Source organism: Streptomyces sp. NEAU-YJ-81, from assembly GCF_017592595.1.
GTDB lineage: Bacteria > Actinomycetota > Actinomycetes > Streptomycetales > Streptomycetaceae > Streptomyces > Streptomyces hygroscopicus_B.
Map to the genome: position 1 here is coordinate 45,782 of NZ_JAGFNO010000004.1, position 17,904 is coordinate 63,685.

Below are 17,904 nucleotides of genomic sequence, written 5' to 3' on the forward strand. Positions count from 1 at the left end.
CGAGGGCACGGTGACGACCCGAAATGCGGGCCGCGTTGTCATCCGATGAGGTGGGGCCGTTACGACAGCACCCGGCGAGCGGGGTGCGGACGTCTAGGTTTCCGGCATGACCATCTCCGCGTCCCGTCCCCCGGCGCAGGGCCCTTCGCAGGCCGCACCGCAGCACACCGCCGGCTCAGCGCCCATGGGCCTGCCGCACCCTTCGGCCGGTGCCGAAGGGTGGTATCTCAACGGGCATCTGCGGGATGAGAGCGGCGACGAGTACACGTGGATGGTCAGCATCCTGAAACACCACGACGTACGGGACCGCACGGCCGGTCCCGGGTACGGCGTGGTGTCCACCTGCTCGGGCCCGGCAGGGGTCTCCCACGGCGCCTGGCTCACGCCCACCATGCACCGCGCGGTCCGCGAGGCGCTTCGCGGCGACACCGCGCAGGATCACCGGGTCCGCGAGGCGCTGGCCGAGGCCCTCGCCGAGGGCCCGCTGCTGCCCGACCGGCTGCTGACCGAGCCGGTGGTGGAGTCGGCCGACACACTGGACATGTCCTTCGGGGACGTGGCCGCGCTGCGCCGTGCGGAGGACGGCGGATACCGCCTGGCCTTCCAGGACAGGGAACGCTTCGAGCTTCTCCTGACCCCCGTCAAGGCGGCGGTCCCGCAGTTCGACGCCCGTGGGCGCTATCCGGGGCGGCTTCCGACCGACGCGGACGCGATGACGTCGTACTTCGTGCCCCGGCTGCGCGCCCACGGGACCCTGCGTCGTGCGGACGGCACCCAAAGACGGGTGGAGGGGCATGCCTGGTTCGAGCAGGACTGGGGCAGCACCTACTACGACGTCGAGCGGACCCCGGGAACGCCGGACCACACCTGGGAGTGGGCCGGCATCCAGCTCGGCAACGGCTGGGAGATCAGCTGCATTCACGCGCGCAACACCGATCCCGCCACGGGCGCCGCCACGCTGGAATTCACCCGCGCCACGGTGGTCGCCCCGGACGGCAGTGTCGGCTACCACGACGTGGACTGGCAGCCCGTGCGCCACTGGACCTCACTGGCCACCCTCAACACCTACCCCACCGCGGTGCGCGTGCGCGTCCCCGACCTCGGCCTGGATGTCGAGGTGATCGCTCCGGCGGCGGAGGGCGAAGTCCGTACCCTGATCGTCGGACGCGCCTTCTGGGAGAGCCCCGCCACCGTGCGCGGCGTCATGGGAAACACGTCCGTGGTCGGCACGGCATTCCTGCAGACCCTCCCGACCAACACCATCGGCGATATCGAGCACTACATGCGCCGCACCCACGACATCGCCCGTGCGGAGGCCGCCGCGCTCTATTCCACCGATGCCACCGACGAGACCGCGCTGGGTCTGCTCACCGGAACCAGCGGCGGAACGGACCTGGACGCCGCCGCCCGGATCCGCCTCCACCAGGCGGTCGCCGCTCCCCTTCTGCATCTGCTGGACAACCCCGGACGCTCCTGGCGCCCCTACGTGGCCGCGGCCGTCCTCTGCCTTCTCGGCGCCGACCCCGAGCCCTACCGGCCGCTGACCGCGGTCACCGAGCTGCTCCATGTCTCGGCGCTGGTCATCGATGACATCCAGGACAACTCGTCCACCCGGCGCGGCCGTCCGAGCGTCCACGAGATCTTTGGCACCGCTCCGGCGATCACCGCGGGCACCCTCGGCTACTACACCTTCGACGCCCTCATCCAACGCGTCCCGCAGGCCGACCCCGCCACCATGCTGCGCATCTACCGCCTCTATCTGCGGGACCTGCGCGCCGCCCACGCCGGTCAGGCCCTCGACCTCGCCGGGCACCACACCGCATTCGACCAAGCCGTGGCAACCGGTGACGCCCGCCCCCTCCTCGACCAGATCCGCACCGCCCACCGGCTCAAGACGGGCATGCTCGTCCGCAGCACCGCCGAGGTCTCCGCGATCCTCGGCGGCGCCGACGAGACCCAACTCGACGCGATCTGCGCATACTTCGAAGCCGTCGGAATCGCCTACCAGATCACCGACGACGTCTTCGACCTGTACGGGCAGTGCACCCCCGACGAACACCGCCAGGGCATCACCACCCGCTCCCCCGCCGAAGACCTCCACAACGGCGAGGTCACCTACCCCGTGGCCCACGCCACCCGCCTCCTCGACACCGCCGACCGCCAACGCCTGCGCGACGCCCTCCGGCAGTGCTCCGACACCGGTGCGCTCCAGGCGTCCGACCTGCTGATGCGCAGCGGAGCCCTCGACGCGTGCATGGCCGAGGCCCGCGAACTCGTCGACAAGACCTGGGACACCCTCGCCCCCTTGCTCCCGCCCACCCCGCACAAGGCCATGGTGCGCGCACTGGGCTGGTACGCCGCTCAACGCGAAACCGACCACATCCCCCGGACAACGGCCCTGCGATGAGCGCGGAGCAGGCCGCGAACACGCGGTGCTGCTACTCCTCGATGAGTGCCTGAAGCATGGGCTTGCTCTCCTCGGCCACATACGAGGCGTAGTACTCATAGAGGGTGCAGCGCGCGAGCCGGTCGGCCTGGATGAGGTCCGCGTGGCGCACCGCCTCGAAAACCTCGGCGTGGTGGGCCACGGACTCGCGCATCAGCGCGACGCTGTCGGGTGCCCGCTGCAGCTTGTCCTCGATGAGCGCGAGGACCGCGCCGCGCACCACCTCACCGCAGACCTGGATCAGATTGTTCCCGCCGGCCTGCGCCACCACGTCGTGGAAGGTGACATCCGCGGCGCTGAAGGCCGCATATCCTTCGTCGATCGCCTCCCGCATCCGCTCCAGCGCGGCCTCGATGGCCGCCACCTGCTCGTCGGTGCGCAGCCGGGCCGCAAGCCGGTTGGCCGAGCCCTCCAGGATCATGCGGAACTGGATCAGTTCGCTCAGCGAAATACCGTCCCTTCCGGCGAGCCGTTCAAGGGGCTTGCGCAGGTTCTTCGTGGAGTACGGCAGCACCTCGGCGCCGCGCGGATCGCCCGGTCGTGAGCGGATCAGGCCCGCGCTCTCCAGCACCCGCAGCGCCTCGCGCACGGTGGAACGGCTCACCGAGAACTGGCTCATCAGCTCCCGTTCGCCCGGCAGCCGGTCGCCGGGGCGCAGGGCGCCGCGAGCGAGCGTCTCCTCCACCTGCTCGACGATCGCCTCATAGGCACGGGTCGGACGCACCGGTTGGAAGTACTGCTCTTCTGACACGATCCACCTTTCTGGCCGGTTCGTTCCGCTACGGGTAGCCGAACGTACCGCTCCACGTGCCGTCCCAGCGGCTCGATGACTCCCTTGACAGCGGTATTCGGACCGAAACACACTCTTTCAACTAGCCAGAATATGATGCTGGCCAGACCAGTCACCTCAGTAGACCTTGAGACGGGCGAGAAACAGCGGCCGCGGTTGGAGGAGCGATGTCAGGAGCCTGTTGCGCCCCCACATCAGGGGGCGACCGGGAGATCCCCGAGCCGTCCACCGTGCGGCTCCAGGCCTCGGATCGGGACCGGGCGCAGGGGCTGCGCGCCATGCTGCGCATCCCCGCGGGGACGTATCTGATGGGAGGCGATGACGCCGACGCGTTTCCCGAGGACGGTGAAGGCCCGGTCCGGGCGGTGCGGCTGTCGCCGTTCCTCATCGACGCGACCGCTGTCACCAACAGACAGTTCGCGACGTTCGTGCGCAGCAGCGGCTACCGGACCGATGCCGAGCGCTACGGCTGGTCCTTCGTGTTCTACGCACTCGTCCACCCCGACGCCCGGCATCTGGTGCGCGACGGCACGGTGGCGCAGGCACCCTGGTGGCTCGCGGTGGACGGGGCGTGCTGGCGGGCGCCCTACGGGCCGGGGTCGTCATGGACCGATCTGTCGAACCACCCTGTCGTCCATGTCTCCTGGCGTGACGCGTCCGCCTACGCGACATGGGCGGGCAAGCGCCTGCCCACGGAGGCGGAGTGGGAGATGGCGGCGCGTGGCGGTCTGGAGCGCGCCCGCTACCCGTGGGGGAATGAGCTGCTGCCCCGGGGGCAGCACCGCTGCAACATCTGGCAGGGGGAGTTCCCGCAGGTCAACACGGGCGAGGACGGGTATCTGGGAACCGCGCCGGTCAAGTCCTACCGGGCCAACAACCTCGGCGTGTACAACACCTCGGGCAATGTGTGGGAATGGTGCTCCGACTGGTGGAGCACCACCTGGCACGCGGCCGACCGCCCGGAGACCCGCCAGGACCCGGCCGGACCTCCCGCCGGTGAGGCGAAGGTGATCCGCGGCGGCTCCTACCTGTGCCACGCGTCGTACTGCAACCGCTACCGCGTCGCCGCGCGCACCTCCAACACGCCCGACAGCAGCACCGGGCACATGGGGTTCCGCTGCGCGGCGGACCCGCCCCCGTCGCGCTGACGGACCGCCGGCACAACGCACCCATGTCCATACAAAGGAGCGTCCTGGATGACCAACGCCTCTCCGTATCCGCCGTCCGCGAGCGGCACTTTCCAAGGCAAGATCGGCACGACCTACGAGGAGTCGACGCCGTGGTGGCCCGAGCAGCCGGCGCCGCCCGAGGACACGCCCAATGTCGTGGTCATCGTGCTCGACGATGTCGGCTTCTCCGACCTCGGCTGTTTCGGCTCGGACATCGAGACCCCGGCCATGGACGCCCTCGCCACCGGGGGCCTGCGCTACACCAACTTCCATACCACCACGCTGTGTTCGCCGACCCGGGCCTCCCTGCTGACCGGCCGTAACCACCATTCGGTCGGCATGCGGATGCTGTCCAACTTCGACACCGGCTTCCCCAGCGGCCGCGGACGGGTCACCAAGGCCGCCGCGATGCTGCCCGAGGTGCTGCGCGACAACGGCTTCAACACCATGGCCGTGGGCAAGTGGCACCTGGCGCCGATGGAGCAGACCACCGCGTCCGGGCCGTACACCCAGTGGCCGCTCTCCCGTGGGTTCGAGCGCTACTACGGATTCCTGGAAGCCGAGACGGACAGCTTCTATCCGGAACTGTTCTACGACAACCACGCCGTGGATCCGCCGACGACCCCGGAAGAGGGCTATCACCTCAGTGAGGACCTGGTGGACCGGGCGATCGAATTCGTCACGGACCAGACGTCGGTCACTCCCGAGAAGCCCTTCTTCATGTACATGGCCTTCGGTGCGGCGCACGCCCCGCACCAGGCTCCGCAGGAGTACCTGGAGAAGTACCGGGGCCGGTTCGACCACGGCTGGGACGTCGAGCGCGCGACCCGGCACGCCCGCCAGATCGAACGGGGCATCCTGCCGCCCGGCACCGAACTGGCCCCGCGCAACCCCGGAGTCGAGCCCTTCGACGAGCTGTCGGACGATGAGAAGAAGCTGTCCGTGCGCCTCCAGGAGGCCTACGCGGCGATGCTCGACCACACCGACCACCACATCGGCCGGTTCATGGAATTCCTGGAGCGGATAGGGCAGCTGGAGAACACCATCACCATCCTGCTCTCGGACAACGGGGCCAGCCAGGAAGGCGGGCAGAAGGGGTCCCTCAACCCCACCGCGTTCCAGAACGGCCTCTCCGAGGACTTCGACGAGATGCTCGCGCGGATCGACGAGATCGGCACCACGCGCGCGCACGCCAACTACCCCTGGGGCTGGGCGCAGGCGGGCAACACGCCGTTCAAGCGCTACAAGCAGAACACCCACGAGGGTGGCGTCCGCTGCCCGCTCATCGTGAACTGGACCCGCGGGCTGTCGCGCACCGACGAGAACCGGCAGCAGTTCCACCATGTCAGCGACATCATGCCGACCCTCTTCGAACTGCTCGACCTGCAGGCGCCCGAGGTCTACCACGGCATCCCGCAGATGCCGATCCACGGCACGAGCATGGCCTACACGTTCGACGAGCCGACCGCGCCGACGCGCAAGGAGGCCCAGTACTTCGAGATGTTCGGGCACCGCGCGATCTGGCACGACGGCTGGAAGGCCGTCTCCTTCCATCAGCGGGGGTCGTCGTTCGACGACGACCAGTGGGAGCTCTACCACCACGACACCGACTTCTCGGAGTGCAACGACCTGGCGGAGACGCAGCCCGAGCAACTGCAGAAGATGGTCGCCCGCTTCTGGGTGGAGGCCGGGAAATACGATGTGCTGCCGCTGGACGACAACGGCTTCGCCCTCCGCGCGAAGATCCCGCGCCCCGGGTCGCCGCGCAGGCGCACCACCTTCACGTACTACCCGGGCATGGCGCATTTGCCCGGCGCCGCGGTGCCACCGGTGATGAACCGCGCCCACCGCATCACCGCGTTCGTCGACCGGGCCGCCGCGTCGGACGAGGGCGTTCTGGTGTCCCTGGGCAACATCAGCAGCGGCTACGTCCTGTACGTCAAGGACAACCGGCTCGTCTACGAGTACAACTTCCTCGGCACCCGCTACACGGTGACGTCGCAGGACGAACTCCCGCTCGGCCCGGCCGAGTTGACCTTCGAATTCATCAAGACCGGTGACGTGCAGGGCGTCGGTCATCTGTACGTGTCCGGAATGCCGGCCGGTGAGACGGACATGCCGCAGGTCCTGCCGCACTTCTTCGGATGGCAGGGCCTCGACGTCGGCCGGGACACCCTGTCGCCCTCCTCGCCCAGCTACGACGGTGAGTTCGCGTTCACCGGCAAGCTCGAGAGGGTCGTCTTCGACGTCGCGCCGGACGAAGAGGGCACGGAGCCCTTCGAGCGCGTCGACTGACGCGCTCACGCGCGAGGGCCCGCCACCGGAAGGAACGGTGGCGGGCCCTCGTATCTTTGCCGGGTCAGCTGGGCGGCGTATAACGTCCGTCGATCGCCGTCCAGCCTCCGTCCACGAAGAGCTGGCTGCCCGTCACGAAGGACGACGCGTCCGACGCCAAATAGACCACGGCGCCCGCCAGTTCGTCGGGCCGGGACCAGCGGCCGAGGGCACTCTTGGACGCGTAGGCCTCCGACCACTCCGGCACGGACCGGATCTGCGCGGTCAGCGGTGTGTCGACGACGCCCGGAGCGACGGCGTTGACCCGCACGCCCGACGGGCCCAGCTCGGCCGCCGCGGTGCGCAGCAGCTGCACGAGGCCGGCCTTCGTGGCCGCGTACACGCCCTGGCCCGGCTCGACGGCCACCGAACGGATCGAGCTGAAGCCGATGATGCTCCCGCGGCCGCGTTCGGCCATGCCGCGGCCGAAGGCCCGCACCAGGTCGAAGGAGGCGCGCAGATTGAGCCCCACGACCCGGTCGAACTCGTCCGCCGTGTAGTCGAGCAGATGCTTGCGCACGTTCGTCGCGGCGGTGAAGACGAGGACGTCGACGGCGCCGAGCTCCTCGGCGGCACGCGCGACCGCCTCGCCGTCGAGCACGTCGAGGGCGTATGCCGACATCTCCTGGCCCATCGACGCCGTCTCCTCGGCGGCCTTCAGGTCACGGTCGGCGCACACCACGGTGGCGCCGTGCGCGGCGAGCGCCAGGGCGCTCTCGCGGCCGATGCCGCTGCCGGCACCCACCACGACGGCCTTGCGGCCGTCGAGCCGGAACAGACGGGAGTAGCTGTTCACCGCATCGGTGCGGTCGTTCTCTTGCATGGTCCTCACGGCTTCTTCGTCGTCGGGCGGATGACTGCCATACGGGTCACGGTGAGCTCTTCGATGGCGAACCTCGGGCCCTCCCGTCCGGCCCCGGAGTCCTTCACACCTCCGTACGGCATGACATCGGAACGGAAACCGGGAACCTCATTGACGACCACTCCGCCCACCTCCAGGCGGTCCAGAGCGGCGAACGCGGTGTCGAGGGCGCTGGTGTAGACGCTCGCGTGCAGTCCGTAGCGCGAGTCGTTGACCAGGTCGAAGGCGGTCTCCAGATCGGGGACCGACCGTACGGCGACCACGGGGCCGAACACTTCCTCGTCCCAGACGGCGAGGGCGCGGTCCACATCGAGCAGCAGGGCGGGCTCAATCACACCATCGGTGACCGATCCTCCGGCCACCAGCGACGCCCCCGCCTCCACCGCCTCGGCCAGCCACGCGCGCACCCGCTCGGTCGACCGCTTGTCGATGAGTGCCGAGACACGCGTCTGCGGATCACGGGGATCGCCCACGGTCACCTGGGCCACTCGCTCCGTCAGGCGGGCCACGAACTCCTTTCGCACGGAGTCCACCACGATGACCCGCTGCACGCTGATGCACGCCTGGCCCGACGCGTAGTACCCGCCGCGCACCACCGCGTCGGCGGCGGCGTCGAGGTCGGCGTCGGCGGCCACCACCAGGGCGGCGTTGGAGCCGAGTTCGAGCAGCACCTTGGTGGGTGCCGCGTCCCGGGCGATCTGGTGGCCGACGGCGGCGGAACCGGTGAAGGACACCGCTCCGATCCGGCGGTCGGTGGTCAGCGCGACGCCCACCTCGGGGCCCCCGGTCACCAGCTGCACCGCGGCCTGTGGCGCACCACCGGCGCGCAGGGCCTCACGGAGGAGGTGCACCAGCCACAGCGTGGCCAGCGGGGTCTGCGGGGCGGGCTTGGCGATGATCGGGCAGCCGGCGGCCAGCGCTGGCGCGATCTTATGCGCGGCGAGCAGCAGCGGGTAGTTGAAGCCCGCGATGCCCACCACCACGCCAATCGGCTTGCGGGTCCAGAAACCGAGCAGCCCCTCCCCCGACGGCAGCAGGTCCAGCGGCACCGTCTCCCCGTGCAGCCGGGCCACTTCCTCGGCCGCCGTCAGCAGGGTCAGCAGGGTGCGGTCCACCTCGACGCGACAGTCGACCAGCGGCTTGCCGGTCTCCAGGACGAGGAGCCGCTCGAAGTCCGCGCGCCGGGAGGCGACCGCCTCGTGCGTCGCGAGCAGCGCCGCCCTTCGTACGTGTGAGGGGAGCCGGCCGACGCGCTCGCGGATCGCGAGGGCCGCGTCGACCGCGTGGCGGGCGAGGGCGGTGTCCCCGATCGGCGCCCGTGCGACGAGCGTCCCGTCGTAGGGGAAACGGACGTCCTCGGTGGCGGGTGCCTCCACCCAGGTGTCGCCGATGGGAAGACCCTCGGGAAACTCCCTCGCCACGGGGCTTTCGCCGGCGGGTTCGGCATGGGTCGTCACGGTTGGTACTCCCGGTTGAGGTCGGCCGCCGACACTCCGGACAGTGCCTTGCCCAGAGTCGGAACGGCGGAGATCAGCCTGCGTGTGTAGGAATGTTGCGGGTCCTCGTACACCTGCTCGGTGGCCCCGGTCTCCACGATCTGCCCGTTGTGCATGACCGCGACCCGGTCGCACACATGGCGGACCACGGACAGGTCGTGGGAGACGAAGACCAGCGTGAGGGACAACTCGTCGACGAGGTCGGCGATGAGGTTGAGGACTTGGGCCCGTACGGACACGTCCAGGGCGCTCACCGGCTCATCGGCCACGATGATCTTCGGGCGGGGGGCCAGAGCGCGCGCGATCGAGATGCGCTGCCGCTGACCGCCGGAGAACTGGTGCGGATACCGGTCCACCGCGTCGGCTCGCAGGCCGACGGCCTCGAGCAGCTCGGCCACCCGCTCGCGGCGGTTCCCGTGACCCTGTGCGACGAGCGGTTCGGCCACGATGTCGCCGACGCGCATGCGCGGGTCCAGCGAACTCATCGGGTCCTGGAACACGAGCTGGAGCCGCTCGCGGACAAACCGGAGCTGTCTCTCCCGGAGCCCGGTGATGTCCCGGCCGTCGATCGCGACGCTACCGCTGGTGGGGCGGTCGAGCCCGGCCAGAATCCGCAGCAGGGTCGACTTGCCGCACCCCGACTCGCCCACGATGCCGAACCGTTGCCCCGCGGAGACGTCGAAGCTGACGCCGCGCAGGGCGTGCACCGCCGGGCTGGGGTGGCGCAGCGAGGTACGAGGCCGCCGGTAGTCGCGGGTGACGTCGCGGACGCTGATGGCATCCGCCGGGCCGGTCCGCGGCCCGGGGGCTTGGGGGGCGCTGGTCGGCTGCTCAGCCATGGCCGGCCTCCTGGTTCGTGGGGGTGCCGGTCCCGGGTGCGCCGCTCTCGGACACCGGGTGGAAGCAGGCGTAGCCGGAATCCGGGCCGGTCGCGACCCATTCCGGCCGGGAGGCGCACACCTCGGTCGCCTGGGCGCATCTGTTTCTGAAGACGCATCCGGCGGGGAACTGTCCCGCGGGCGGAACCGACCCGCCGATGGTGACCAGCCGGCCGCGGTCGTCGACCACGGTCAGGTCGGAGGCACCGATCAGGCCCTGGGTGTAGCGGTGCCGGGGGCGGGTGAACACCTCCCGGACCGGGCCGGACTCGACCACCCGCCCGCCGTACATGACCATGACCCGCTCGCAGGCGGTGGCCACCACGGCCAGGTCGTGGGTGATGAAGAGCATGGCCGACCTGCGGTCCTTTACGCCCCGCACGATCAGGTCGAGCACCCGCGCCTGCACCGTGACATCGAGTGCGGTGGTGGGTTCGTCGCAGACCAGCAGCGCGGGGTCGTTCGCGAGGGCGATGGCCAGCACCACCCGTTGCCGCTGGCCGCCGGAGAACTGGTGCGGGTAGGCGTCGGCGGCGACCGCGGGATCGGGAATTCCCACCTGGGCGAGGAGTTCCACGGCGGCGGCGCGAGCGGACGCGCGGTCGGGCCTGGTCCGGTGGATCAGCAGTACCTCGGCGATCTGCCGCCCGACCTTCATCGTGGGGTTCAGAGCGGTCATGGGCTCCTGGAAGACCATGGCGATCTCCTTGCCCCGCACCCGGGACATCCGCGCCTCGTCGGCCCCCACCAGGTCGTGGCCGACTCCGGCGAGCCGCACCGAACCCGTGGCCCGGAGCTCCTCGGGAAGCAGGCCCATGACGCTCAGCGCGGTCAGCGACTTGCCCGACCCCGACTCGCCGATCAGGCCGACCCGTTCGCCCGCCCGGATGGTGAAGTCGACGTCTTCGACGAGCTTGCGGCCGCCCACCGCGACGTCGAGTTTCCGCACGGTCAACACGTCATCGGGCGAGTCGGGAGAGTCGGGTGAGCCCGCTGCGGAGGCCGGTGCCGTGTCAGGTGCCGGGGTCATCGGCGGTCCTCCATCTTGGGGTCGAAGCGGTCGCGCAGGCCGTCACCGAGCAGGTTGAATCCGAGCACCGCCACCGCGATCGCGATGCCCGGAAACACGGCGAGCCGGGGGGCGATCGACAGCATCTCCTGGCTCTCCTGCAGCATCCGGCCCCAGGACGGTGTGGGTGGCGGGGTCCCGAAGCCCAGGAAGGACAGCGCGGCTTCGGCGAGTACGGCGATGGCGAAGCCCACCGACGCCTGCACGATGACGAGACCGCTGACGTTGGGCAGGACATGCCGCAGCGCGATCGCGAACGGCCCGCGGCCCGCCGCGCGCGCGGCGATGACGTATTCGGTCCGCATGACCTGCAGCGTGCCGCCGCGGATCAGCCGGGCGAAATGGGGGATGGACGCGATGCCGATGGCGATCATCGCGACCAGCGTGCCGGCGCCGTACACGGCGGAGAACATGATGGTCAGCAGGAGCGCCGGGAAGGCGAGAATCAGGTCGTTGCCGCGCATGAGCAGCTCGCCGAACCAGCCGGGCGCCATTCCGGCGACGATCCCGAGGGGCACTCCGACCAGGGCGGCGACCCCCACCGCCACGAAGCCGACGAAGAGGGTGGTGCGCGAGCCCATCATGATCTGGCTGAACACGTCGCGGCCGAATTTGTCCGTGCCGAACCAGTACTCCGACGACGGCGTCTCCAGCCGCGCCGCGGGGTTCACCAGGGTCGGATCGTGCGGGGTCCACACGAAGGACAGCAGCGCCATGCCGAGTACGACCACGACGATGAGAGCGCCCACCAGGAGGCTGCCCGGCACCGGGCGGCGCCGCCGACGGCCCTCGGGCGCCGCGGACGCGACAGCGGCTTCCGCGTTCGGAGCACTCATGACGCACCCACCCTCAGTCGCGGGTCGATCAGCAGATAGATGATGTCCACCAGGAAGTTCACGAGCAGCACCGCCGTTGCGATGATCATGACCACGTCCTGCACCAGGATGAGGTCGCGGTTGGAGACGCTGTCCAGCAGCAGGCTCCCGAGCCCGGGGATGACGAAGACCCGTTCGATGACGACGGCGCCCACCAGCAGCGTGGCGAGTTGCAGCGCCAGGACGGTGACCACGGGCACCGCCGCGTTCCGCAGGCCGTGCCGCAGCAGCGCCTGCGTCGGACGGAGTCCCTTGGCGCGAGCGGTGCGCAGATAGTCCTCCCTGAGGACATCGAGCACGGCGCTGCGGACATAGCGGGTGAGCACTGCCCCCTGCACCACGCCGAGGGACAGCGCGGGCAGCACCAGCTGCTTGAGGAACAGGACCGGATCCTCCACCGGGGGTGTCCAGCCGTTCGCCGGCAGCCACCCGAGCCCCACCGCGAACACGGTGATCAGGAGGATGCCCGCGAGGAAGGCCGGGACGGCCACGCCGATCTGCGACAGGGCCGAGAGGATGAGCCCGGACGGCCTGCGGTGCCGCACGGCCATGACCATGCCCATGGGAATCGCCACGATGCAGGCGATCACCATTCCGGTGCCGACGAGCCACAGGGTGACCTGGAGGCGGTCGGAGATCTGCGGGCCGATCGGCGCGTGTGAGATGTAGGAGTTGCCCGGGTCGAAGGTCACCAGTCCGTGGATCCAGCTCAGGTACTGCTCCACGAGCGGCCGGTTGAGCCCGAACTGCTCGCGCAGTTGCGTCACCGCGGTGTCCGAGGCGCTGGTGCCGAGTGCGACGCGCGCCGGATCCCCCGGCAGGACCGCCATGAACGCGAACACCAGCACGGAGCTCACGGCAAGGCTGGCCAGGAGGATCGCGATCCGCTGCGCCAGACGGACGATCATGGGTTGAGGCCGCCTTTCATGACCGGCCCAGGCCGGTGAGATCCAGTGACTCGGAGACGGTGTTCACCGGCAGGCCGGTGATGTCCTTGTTCGCCACCATCAGGTTCGGGAGCAGGAACAGCCAGTCGGCCGCGGCGTCCTTGGACAGCAGCCGGGCAGCCGCCCGCATGGCGGTGACCTGCTCCTTCTGGGTGCCCTGGTCCGCCTCCTTCAGCAGCGCGCGGAATTCAGGGCTGTCGTAGCGGGTGTAGGAGGTCTTGCTCCCGAACACCGCCTGCATGTCGCGGGGTTCCACATGGCTGATGATGGACATGTCGTAGTCGGCGTTCTTGAACACGGTGGTCAGCCAGGCGGCGGGGAACTCCAGTTGGTCGAGCTTGACCTTGAACCCGGCCTGTTCGAGCTGGCTCTTGACCACGGTGCCGCACGCGGTGGCATAGGGCAGCGTCGGAAGCCGCAGCCGCAGCGTACGACCGGCTTGGCCGGACTCCTCGAGGAGCTTCTTGGCCTTGTCACGGTTGTACGGATACTCGTTCGTGAGGTTCTGGTACCACGGGTCGGTGGGCGGGACCATGCTGCCGATGAGCTTGCCGCGGCCCGCCCAGCAGGTGTCCATCAGGGCTTTGTGGTCGATGGCGTAGCGGACTGCCTGGCGGACCCTCGGATTCTTCAGCGGGCCCGAGCCGTTGTTGAGGGAGAGGACCACCTCGCCGTTGGTCGTGCCCTCGATGACCTTGTACTTCGGGTTGTTCGCGAACCGGTACAGGGAATCCGGGGACTGCATCGTGCCGATCACGTTGATGGTGCCCGTGAGCAGCGCGTTGTTCATGGCCGTCGGGTCCTTGAAGTACTTGAGGGTGACCGACGCGAAGTGCGGCTTGCGCCCCCAGTAGTCATGACGACGGCCGAGCGTGATCGAGTCGCCGCGGTTCCACTTCTTCACCACATACGGGCCGGTGCCCACCGGCTCGGTGGCCAGCTTGTCCACGCCGGTCCTGCTGAACATCGCGCCGACGCGGGTGGTCATCCGGTACAGCCAGTCGTTGCTCGGCCGCTTCAGGGTGACCTTCAGTTCGGTGGGCGACACCGCCCGCGCCGTATCGACGACGTCCATCTGGGCCTTCTGCGCGATCGTCCAGTCGGAGCTGACACGCTGGATGGAGAATGCGGCGTCCTTGGCCGTGAAGGGTGCGCCATTGCTGAACCTGGCGTTCTTCACCAGGTGGAACGTGTACGTCTCGCGGTCCTTGGACAGGGTCCATGACGTGGCCAGTTGCGGCCGTATCTTCCCGGACTGGTCCAGCTTCACCAGGTTCTCGTAGACGTTGTAGAGCAGTGCCTGTGAAATGGCGGCACCTTCGGTCTTGGTGAAGTCGAAGTTGGCCGGCTCGGCGGTGAGGCCGATGTTCAGGGCGTTCTTCCCGGTACCGCCGGATGCCGTGGACCCTGCCGAGCAGCCTGCCAGCAGCAGGCATGCGAGCGTGGCCGCGAGGGTCCCGGTCCCCCGCACCAGCCGCCTGGTATGTCTCATATGTACTACCCCTGGCTTTCCATGGTGTGCAGGACGGCGGATGCCACCTCCGCCGTGGTGGCGCTGCCGCCGAGGTCGGCCGTGTGGTACCTGACGTCGCGCAGGGTGACCGCCACCGCGTCGTGGACGCGGCGAGCCGCGCCGTCGTGTCCGAGGTCGTCGAGCAGCATCGCGCCGGAGAGCATGCATGCCACCGGATTCGCCACGCCCTTCCCGGCGATGTCGGGTGCGGAGCCGTGCACGGGTTCGTAGATACCCGGCACGTCCGCGCCCGGAAGGACATTGGCGCTGGGCGCCATGCCCATACCGCCGGCCAGCACCGCGGCGAGATCGGACAGGATGTCGCCGAACAGGTTGCTCGCGAGCAGCACGTCAAGGGATCGCGGAGCCTGGATCATGCGGGCGGCCATGGCGTCGACCAGCACCGTTTCCAGCCGCACCGCCGGGTAGTGCTCGCCGACCTCGCGGACCACCCGGTCCCACAGCGGATAGCCGTATCGCATCGCGTTGGACTTGGTCACCAGACACAGATGTCCCGACCGCCGGCCGGCCAGGGCGAACGCCTGGTGCGCCGCCCGCTCGATGGCGCGACGGGAGTGCACGGCGACCTCGATGCCAAGATCGTGTCCGCTGCCGGCGTGCGCCACCCCGCCGGCGCCGACGTACTCGCCCTCGGTGTTCTCGCGCACGATCACCAGGTCCACCCCATCGGTGTCGCGCACCTTGGTGGGAACGCCGGGGAACGCGCGCACCGGGCGAAGGTTCACGGCGAGGTCGAGTTGCTGCCGCAGGCCGATGATCAGGCCCCAGACCAGCTCGTGCTCCGGCACATCGGGACGTCCGACGGCGCCGAAGAGCACGGCGTCCGCCTTCTTGACCAGATCGGCCGCATCGGCCGGCATCGCCGCGCCCTGCCGGAGGTACCGCTCGCCTCCCCAGTCGTACGAGGTCACATCAAGCCGGTGGCCTTCGGCCTCCAGCGCGGTCCGGAGCATGGGCACGGTCGCCGCGACGACCTCAGGACCGATCCCGTCACCCGGTATGACGGCAAGCCGCACGACCTCGGGGTCCCGCGTCATGGACGACACCTTTCATTGTGACTGGCCTGACCAGTAAGCTCATTTGCCAGGTACCGTGACGACTTAAATTGCTCTTGTCAAGGGTTCGAATCCCCCAGGTATCGCCAGGGGGCACCGCCCAGCGGTAGCTGGGGGAGAAGGGAGACTGCGGGTGCTCACGGAACAGAGCCTGGCCACCATGCCGGCCGTCGAGATGGTGGCCCGATTCGCTGACCGCACGTTGTCACCGGTCCAGGTCCACGACGCCGTCCAGTCGGTCATCGAGGCGCGCGAGAGCGTGCTCAACGCGTTCTGGGTGCGGGATCCGGACGAGTCCCGCAAGGCGGCCCAGGCCAGCGAGTCCCGATGGGCCTTGGGGGAACCGCTCGGGCCCATCGACGGCGTGCCCGTGACGCTGAAGGAGAACGTCGCCCGTAGGGGCGTCCCCATGCCCTCGGGCAACGCGGGGACCGATCCGGTCGTCCCCGAGGCCGACGCGCCCATCACCGCGCGGGTCCTCGAATCCGGCGGGGTGATCCTCGGGTCGACCGTGATGCCGGACTGGGGCATGCTCTCCTCGGGAGTCTCCAGCCGGCACGGCATTTCGCGCAGCCCCTGGAACGCCGCCTGGACCACGGGCGGTTCCAGCTCCGGTGCGGGGGCCGCGGCCGCCGGGGGCTATGGTCCGCTCCACGTGGGCACCGACATCGGGGGATCGATCCGGCTGCCGGGCACCTGGCTGGGGCTGGCCACGCTCAAGCCCAGCTACGGGAGGATCCCGCTGGACGCCCCGTACCTGGGGCGCGCCGCCGGTCCGCTGACCCGTACCGTGGCGGACGCGGCCCTGTTCATGGGTGTCCTGAGTCGGCCGGATCCCCGGGACTGGACAAGCCTGCCGCCGCAGGACATCGACTGGTCGGCGCCGGCCGGCGAGGTACGCGGACTGCGGGTCGGGGTGCACCTGGACGCCGGCTGCGGGGAGCCGTGCGACGCCGAGATCCTCGCCGCGGTGAACCGCGCCGCCGCGGCCTTCGAGGCGGCGGGCGCCGTCGTGGAGCCCGTCGAGCCGTTTATGAGCCAGGACCTCCTGGACGACCTGGATCTGTTCTGGCGGGTGCGGTCCTGGAACGACCTCCGCGCGCTGACGCCCGAGGCCGGGCTGCGCGTCCACCCCCACATCATCAGGTGGTGTCAGGGAGGCGCGGACGTACCGGGCACGAAGGTACTCCAGTGCTACCAGCAGATCATGAGCATCCAGGCGCGGACCGTGGCGGCGACGGGCCCGTACGATCTGGTGCTCTCGCCGGTGGCTCCGGTGGCGGCGTTTCCCGCCGAGCAGCCGATGCCGTTCGCGGGGGACGCGAAGACCATGGCCCACATCGGCTTCACCGCGCCGTACAACATGTCGGGACAGCCCGCGGCGACCGTCAACTGCGGCTTTACGGCGGACCGTCGGCCCATCGGGGTGCAGATCGCGGGGCGCCGCTTCGACGATCTCGGCGTCTTGAGGGCGGCGGCGTGGTACGAACGGAACCGGCCCGCCGAGGCGGTCCCGCACTGGCCGGACAGCGCCCCGGGTGCGCCCACCGGGGAGAAGTCGACATGTACCACGCTCGAAGGGAAGAAGCCGTGAGTGACGGTGCACAGTTCCGGCAGGTCTCACCGGTACGGCTCTACCAGCGCATCGTCGAGCAGATCGAGCAGGCGATCGCGCGAGGCGATCTGAAGCCCGGCCAACGGCTGCCGAGCGAGCGCGAGTTGGTGACGCAGTTCGGGGCGAGCCGGCCCACGGTGCGGGAGGCCCTGCGCGTGCTGGAGAGCAACGGCCTCGTCCGCTCGCGCCCGGGTGATCCGAACGGCCCGGAGATCCTGCCGTTCTCGCCGGCCGGCCTGACCAAGGAGATGACCCGGCTCGTCCAGTTCGACAACGTGTCGATGGCCGAGTTGATCTCGTTCCGCATGATCCTCGACGGGTCGGCGAGCCTGCTGGCGGCTCGGCTGCGGTCCGAGGAGGAGCTGTCCGCCATGGAGCGGACGCTCGCCGTCATGTCGGACGCGATCGAGGCAGGGTACGAGGAGTTCAGCAAGGCAGACGTCGCATTCCATGAGGCGGTGGCCGTGGCCAGCCGCAACTCCCTCATCGAGGTCTGCAATCAGGTGGTCCGGGGCGCCGTCCTCTCGCTGATCTCGGACAAGGTCGCCCACGCACGCAACAGCACGGCGCTCATGCGGAAGTCGCTCCGCCACCACCAGGAAGTGCTCGAGGCGATCCGGGTACGGGACGGCCAGGCGGCAGCACGCATCTCGCGGCGCACACTCTACGACTACTACGCCGGCTACGTCCCCGAGAACGAACAGGGGCCGCTGCTCGCGCTCGTGGACGACGAGGAGACGTCAACCACTCTGCCGTAGACGATCGAGAGGGGATCGGTGTGCTCGCCGGTGGCGAGCACCCGTGACCCGTGTGCGGCGTGCGAGCCGAAGCGAT

Annotated in this window: 14 protein-coding genes; 5 read left to right on the top strand and 9 right to left on the bottom strand. The window is 69.7% G+C overall.

The window, feature by feature from the left end:
• Nucleotides 1-106: 106 nt before the first annotated feature.
• Entirely contained in the window at nucleotides 107-2,407 is a 2,301-nt protein-coding gene (locus tag J5X86_RS11355) for a polyprenyl synthetase family protein (RefSeq protein ID WP_208516621.1), read from the top strand.
• A 31-nt stretch (nucleotides 2,408-2,438) separates the two neighbouring features.
• Here the strand turns inward: J5X86_RS11355 and J5X86_RS11360 are convergent, their stop codons facing one another.
• Nucleotides 2,439-3,197, bottom strand: coding sequence for a FadR/GntR family transcriptional regulator (locus J5X86_RS11360; RefSeq protein ID WP_208516622.1), 759 nt, complete (start codon nucleotides 3,195-3,197; stop codon nucleotides 2,439-2,441).
• A 206-nt stretch (nucleotides 3,198-3,403) separates the two neighbouring features.
• On the opposite strand from J5X86_RS11360, the gene J5X86_RS11365 reads away from it, so the two are divergent.
• Both J5X86_RS11365 and J5X86_RS11370 read left to right on the top strand, forming a co-directional pair.
• On the top strand, nucleotides 3,404-4,384 hold the full coding sequence (locus J5X86_RS11365) for a formylglycine-generating enzyme family protein (protein ID WP_208516623.1): 981 nt from the start codon (nucleotides 3,404-3,406) through the stop codon (nucleotides 4,382-4,384).
• A 48-nt stretch (nucleotides 4,385-4,432) separates the two neighbouring features.
• A complete protein-coding gene (locus J5X86_RS11370) occupies nucleotides 4,433-6,700 on the top strand; it encodes an arylsulfatase (RefSeq protein WP_208516624.1) in 2,268 nt (755 codons plus the stop codon).
• A gap of 64 nt (nucleotides 6,701-6,764) precedes the next feature.
• Here the strand turns inward: J5X86_RS11370 and J5X86_RS11375 are convergent, their stop codons facing one another.
• From J5X86_RS11375 to J5X86_RS11410, 8 genes are read right to left on the bottom strand one after another with little or no spacing between them, the layout of a single operon-like run.
• Nucleotides 6,765-7,562 carry an SDR family NAD(P)-dependent oxidoreductase gene (locus J5X86_RS11375; RefSeq protein ID WP_208516625.1) on the bottom strand — a complete coding sequence of 266 codons (798 nt, stop codon included), beginning with the start codon at nucleotides 7,560-7,562 and terminating at the stop codon, nucleotides 6,765-6,767.
• 5 nt (nucleotides 7,563-7,567) lie between these two features.
• Nucleotides 7,568-9,058, bottom strand: a complete 1,491-nt coding sequence (locus J5X86_RS11380) for an aldehyde dehydrogenase family protein (protein ID WP_208516626.1) — start codon at nucleotides 9,056-9,058, stop codon at nucleotides 7,568-7,570.
• Nucleotides 9,055-9,936 carry an ATP-binding cassette domain-containing protein gene (locus tag J5X86_RS11385; protein ID WP_208516627.1) on the bottom strand — a complete coding sequence of 294 codons (882 nt, stop codon included), beginning with the start codon at nucleotides 9,934-9,936 and terminating at the stop codon, nucleotides 9,055-9,057. The genes J5X86_RS11380 and J5X86_RS11385 overlap by 4 nt, the downstream gene beginning before the upstream one ends.
• A complete protein-coding gene (locus J5X86_RS11390) occupies nucleotides 9,929-11,005 on the bottom strand; it encodes an ABC transporter ATP-binding protein (RefSeq protein WP_208516628.1) in 1,077 nt (358 codons plus the stop codon). Before J5X86_RS11390 ends, J5X86_RS11385 begins: the two co-directional genes overlap by 8 nt.
• Entirely contained in the window at nucleotides 11,002-11,880 is an 879-nt protein-coding gene (locus tag J5X86_RS11395; RefSeq protein ID WP_208516629.1) for an ABC transporter permease, read from the bottom strand. Before J5X86_RS11395 ends, J5X86_RS11390 begins: the two co-directional genes overlap by 4 nt.
• Complete coding sequence (locus tag J5X86_RS11400) at nucleotides 11,877-12,827, bottom strand: ABC transporter permease (protein ID WP_208516630.1); 951 nt, start codon at nucleotides 12,825-12,827, stop codon at nucleotides 11,877-11,879. The genes J5X86_RS11395 and J5X86_RS11400 overlap by 4 nt, the downstream gene beginning before the upstream one ends.
• A 16-nt stretch (nucleotides 12,828-12,843) precedes the next feature.
• Nucleotides 12,844-14,358 (bottom strand): ABC transporter substrate-binding protein, encoded by a 1,515-nt coding sequence (locus tag J5X86_RS11405; protein WP_208516631.1) that lies wholly within the window; start codon nucleotides 14,356-14,358, stop codon nucleotides 12,844-12,846.
• 5 nt (nucleotides 14,359-14,363) lie between these two features.
• A complete protein-coding gene (locus tag J5X86_RS11410) occupies nucleotides 14,364-15,437 on the bottom strand; it encodes an isocitrate/isopropylmalate dehydrogenase family protein (RefSeq protein WP_208516632.1) in 1,074 nt (357 codons plus the stop codon).
• Between the two features lie 151 nt (nucleotides 15,438-15,588).
• Here J5X86_RS11410 and J5X86_RS11415 point away from each other — a divergent pair, with 151 nt between their 5' ends.
• Complete coding sequence (locus tag J5X86_RS11415; protein WP_208516633.1) at nucleotides 15,589-17,049, top strand: amidase; 1,461 nt, start codon at nucleotides 15,589-15,591, stop codon at nucleotides 17,047-17,049.
• Entirely contained in the window at nucleotides 17,046-17,828 is a 783-nt protein-coding gene (locus tag J5X86_RS11420; protein WP_308124508.1) for a FadR/GntR family transcriptional regulator, read from the top strand. The genes J5X86_RS11415 and J5X86_RS11420 overlap by 4 nt, the downstream gene beginning before the upstream one ends.
• Nucleotides 17,829-17,904 lie beyond the last annotated feature (76 nt).

Coding starts and splice junctions, on each gene's coding strand:
- J5X86_RS11355 (WP_208516621.1), top strand. CDS start 107: ATGACCATCTCCGCGTCCCGTCCCCCGGCGCAGGGCCCTTCGCAGGCC.
- J5X86_RS11365 (WP_208516623.1), top strand. CDS start 3,404: ATGTCAGGAGCCTGTTGCGCCCCCACATCAGGGGGCGACCGGGAGATC.
- J5X86_RS11370 (WP_208516624.1), top strand. CDS start 4,433: ATGACCAACGCCTCTCCGTATCCGCCGTCCGCGAGCGGCACTTTCCAA.
- J5X86_RS11375 (WP_208516625.1), bottom strand. CDS start 7,562: ATGCAAGAGAACGACCGCACCGATGCGGTGAACAGCTACTCCCGTCTG.
- J5X86_RS11385 (WP_208516627.1), bottom strand. CDS start 9,936: ATGGCTGAGCAGCCGACCAGCGCCCCCCAAGCCCCCGGGCCGCGGACC.
- J5X86_RS11390 (WP_208516628.1), bottom strand. CDS start 11,005: ATGACCCCGGCACCTGACACGGCACCGGCCTCCGCAGCGGGCTCACCC.
- J5X86_RS11395 (WP_208516629.1), bottom strand. CDS start 11,880: ATGAGTGCTCCGAACGCGGAAGCCGCTGTCGCGTCCGCGGCGCCCGAG.
- J5X86_RS11400 (WP_208516630.1), bottom strand. CDS start 12,827: ATGATCGTCCGTCTGGCGCAGCGGATCGCGATCCTCCTGGCCAGCCTT.
- J5X86_RS11405 (WP_208516631.1), bottom strand. CDS start 14,358: ATGAGACATACCAGGCGGCTGGTGCGGGGGACCGGGACCCTCGCGGCC.
- J5X86_RS11410 (WP_208516632.1), bottom strand. CDS start 15,437: ATGACGCGGGACCCCGAGGTCGTGCGGCTTGCCGTCATACCGGGTGAC.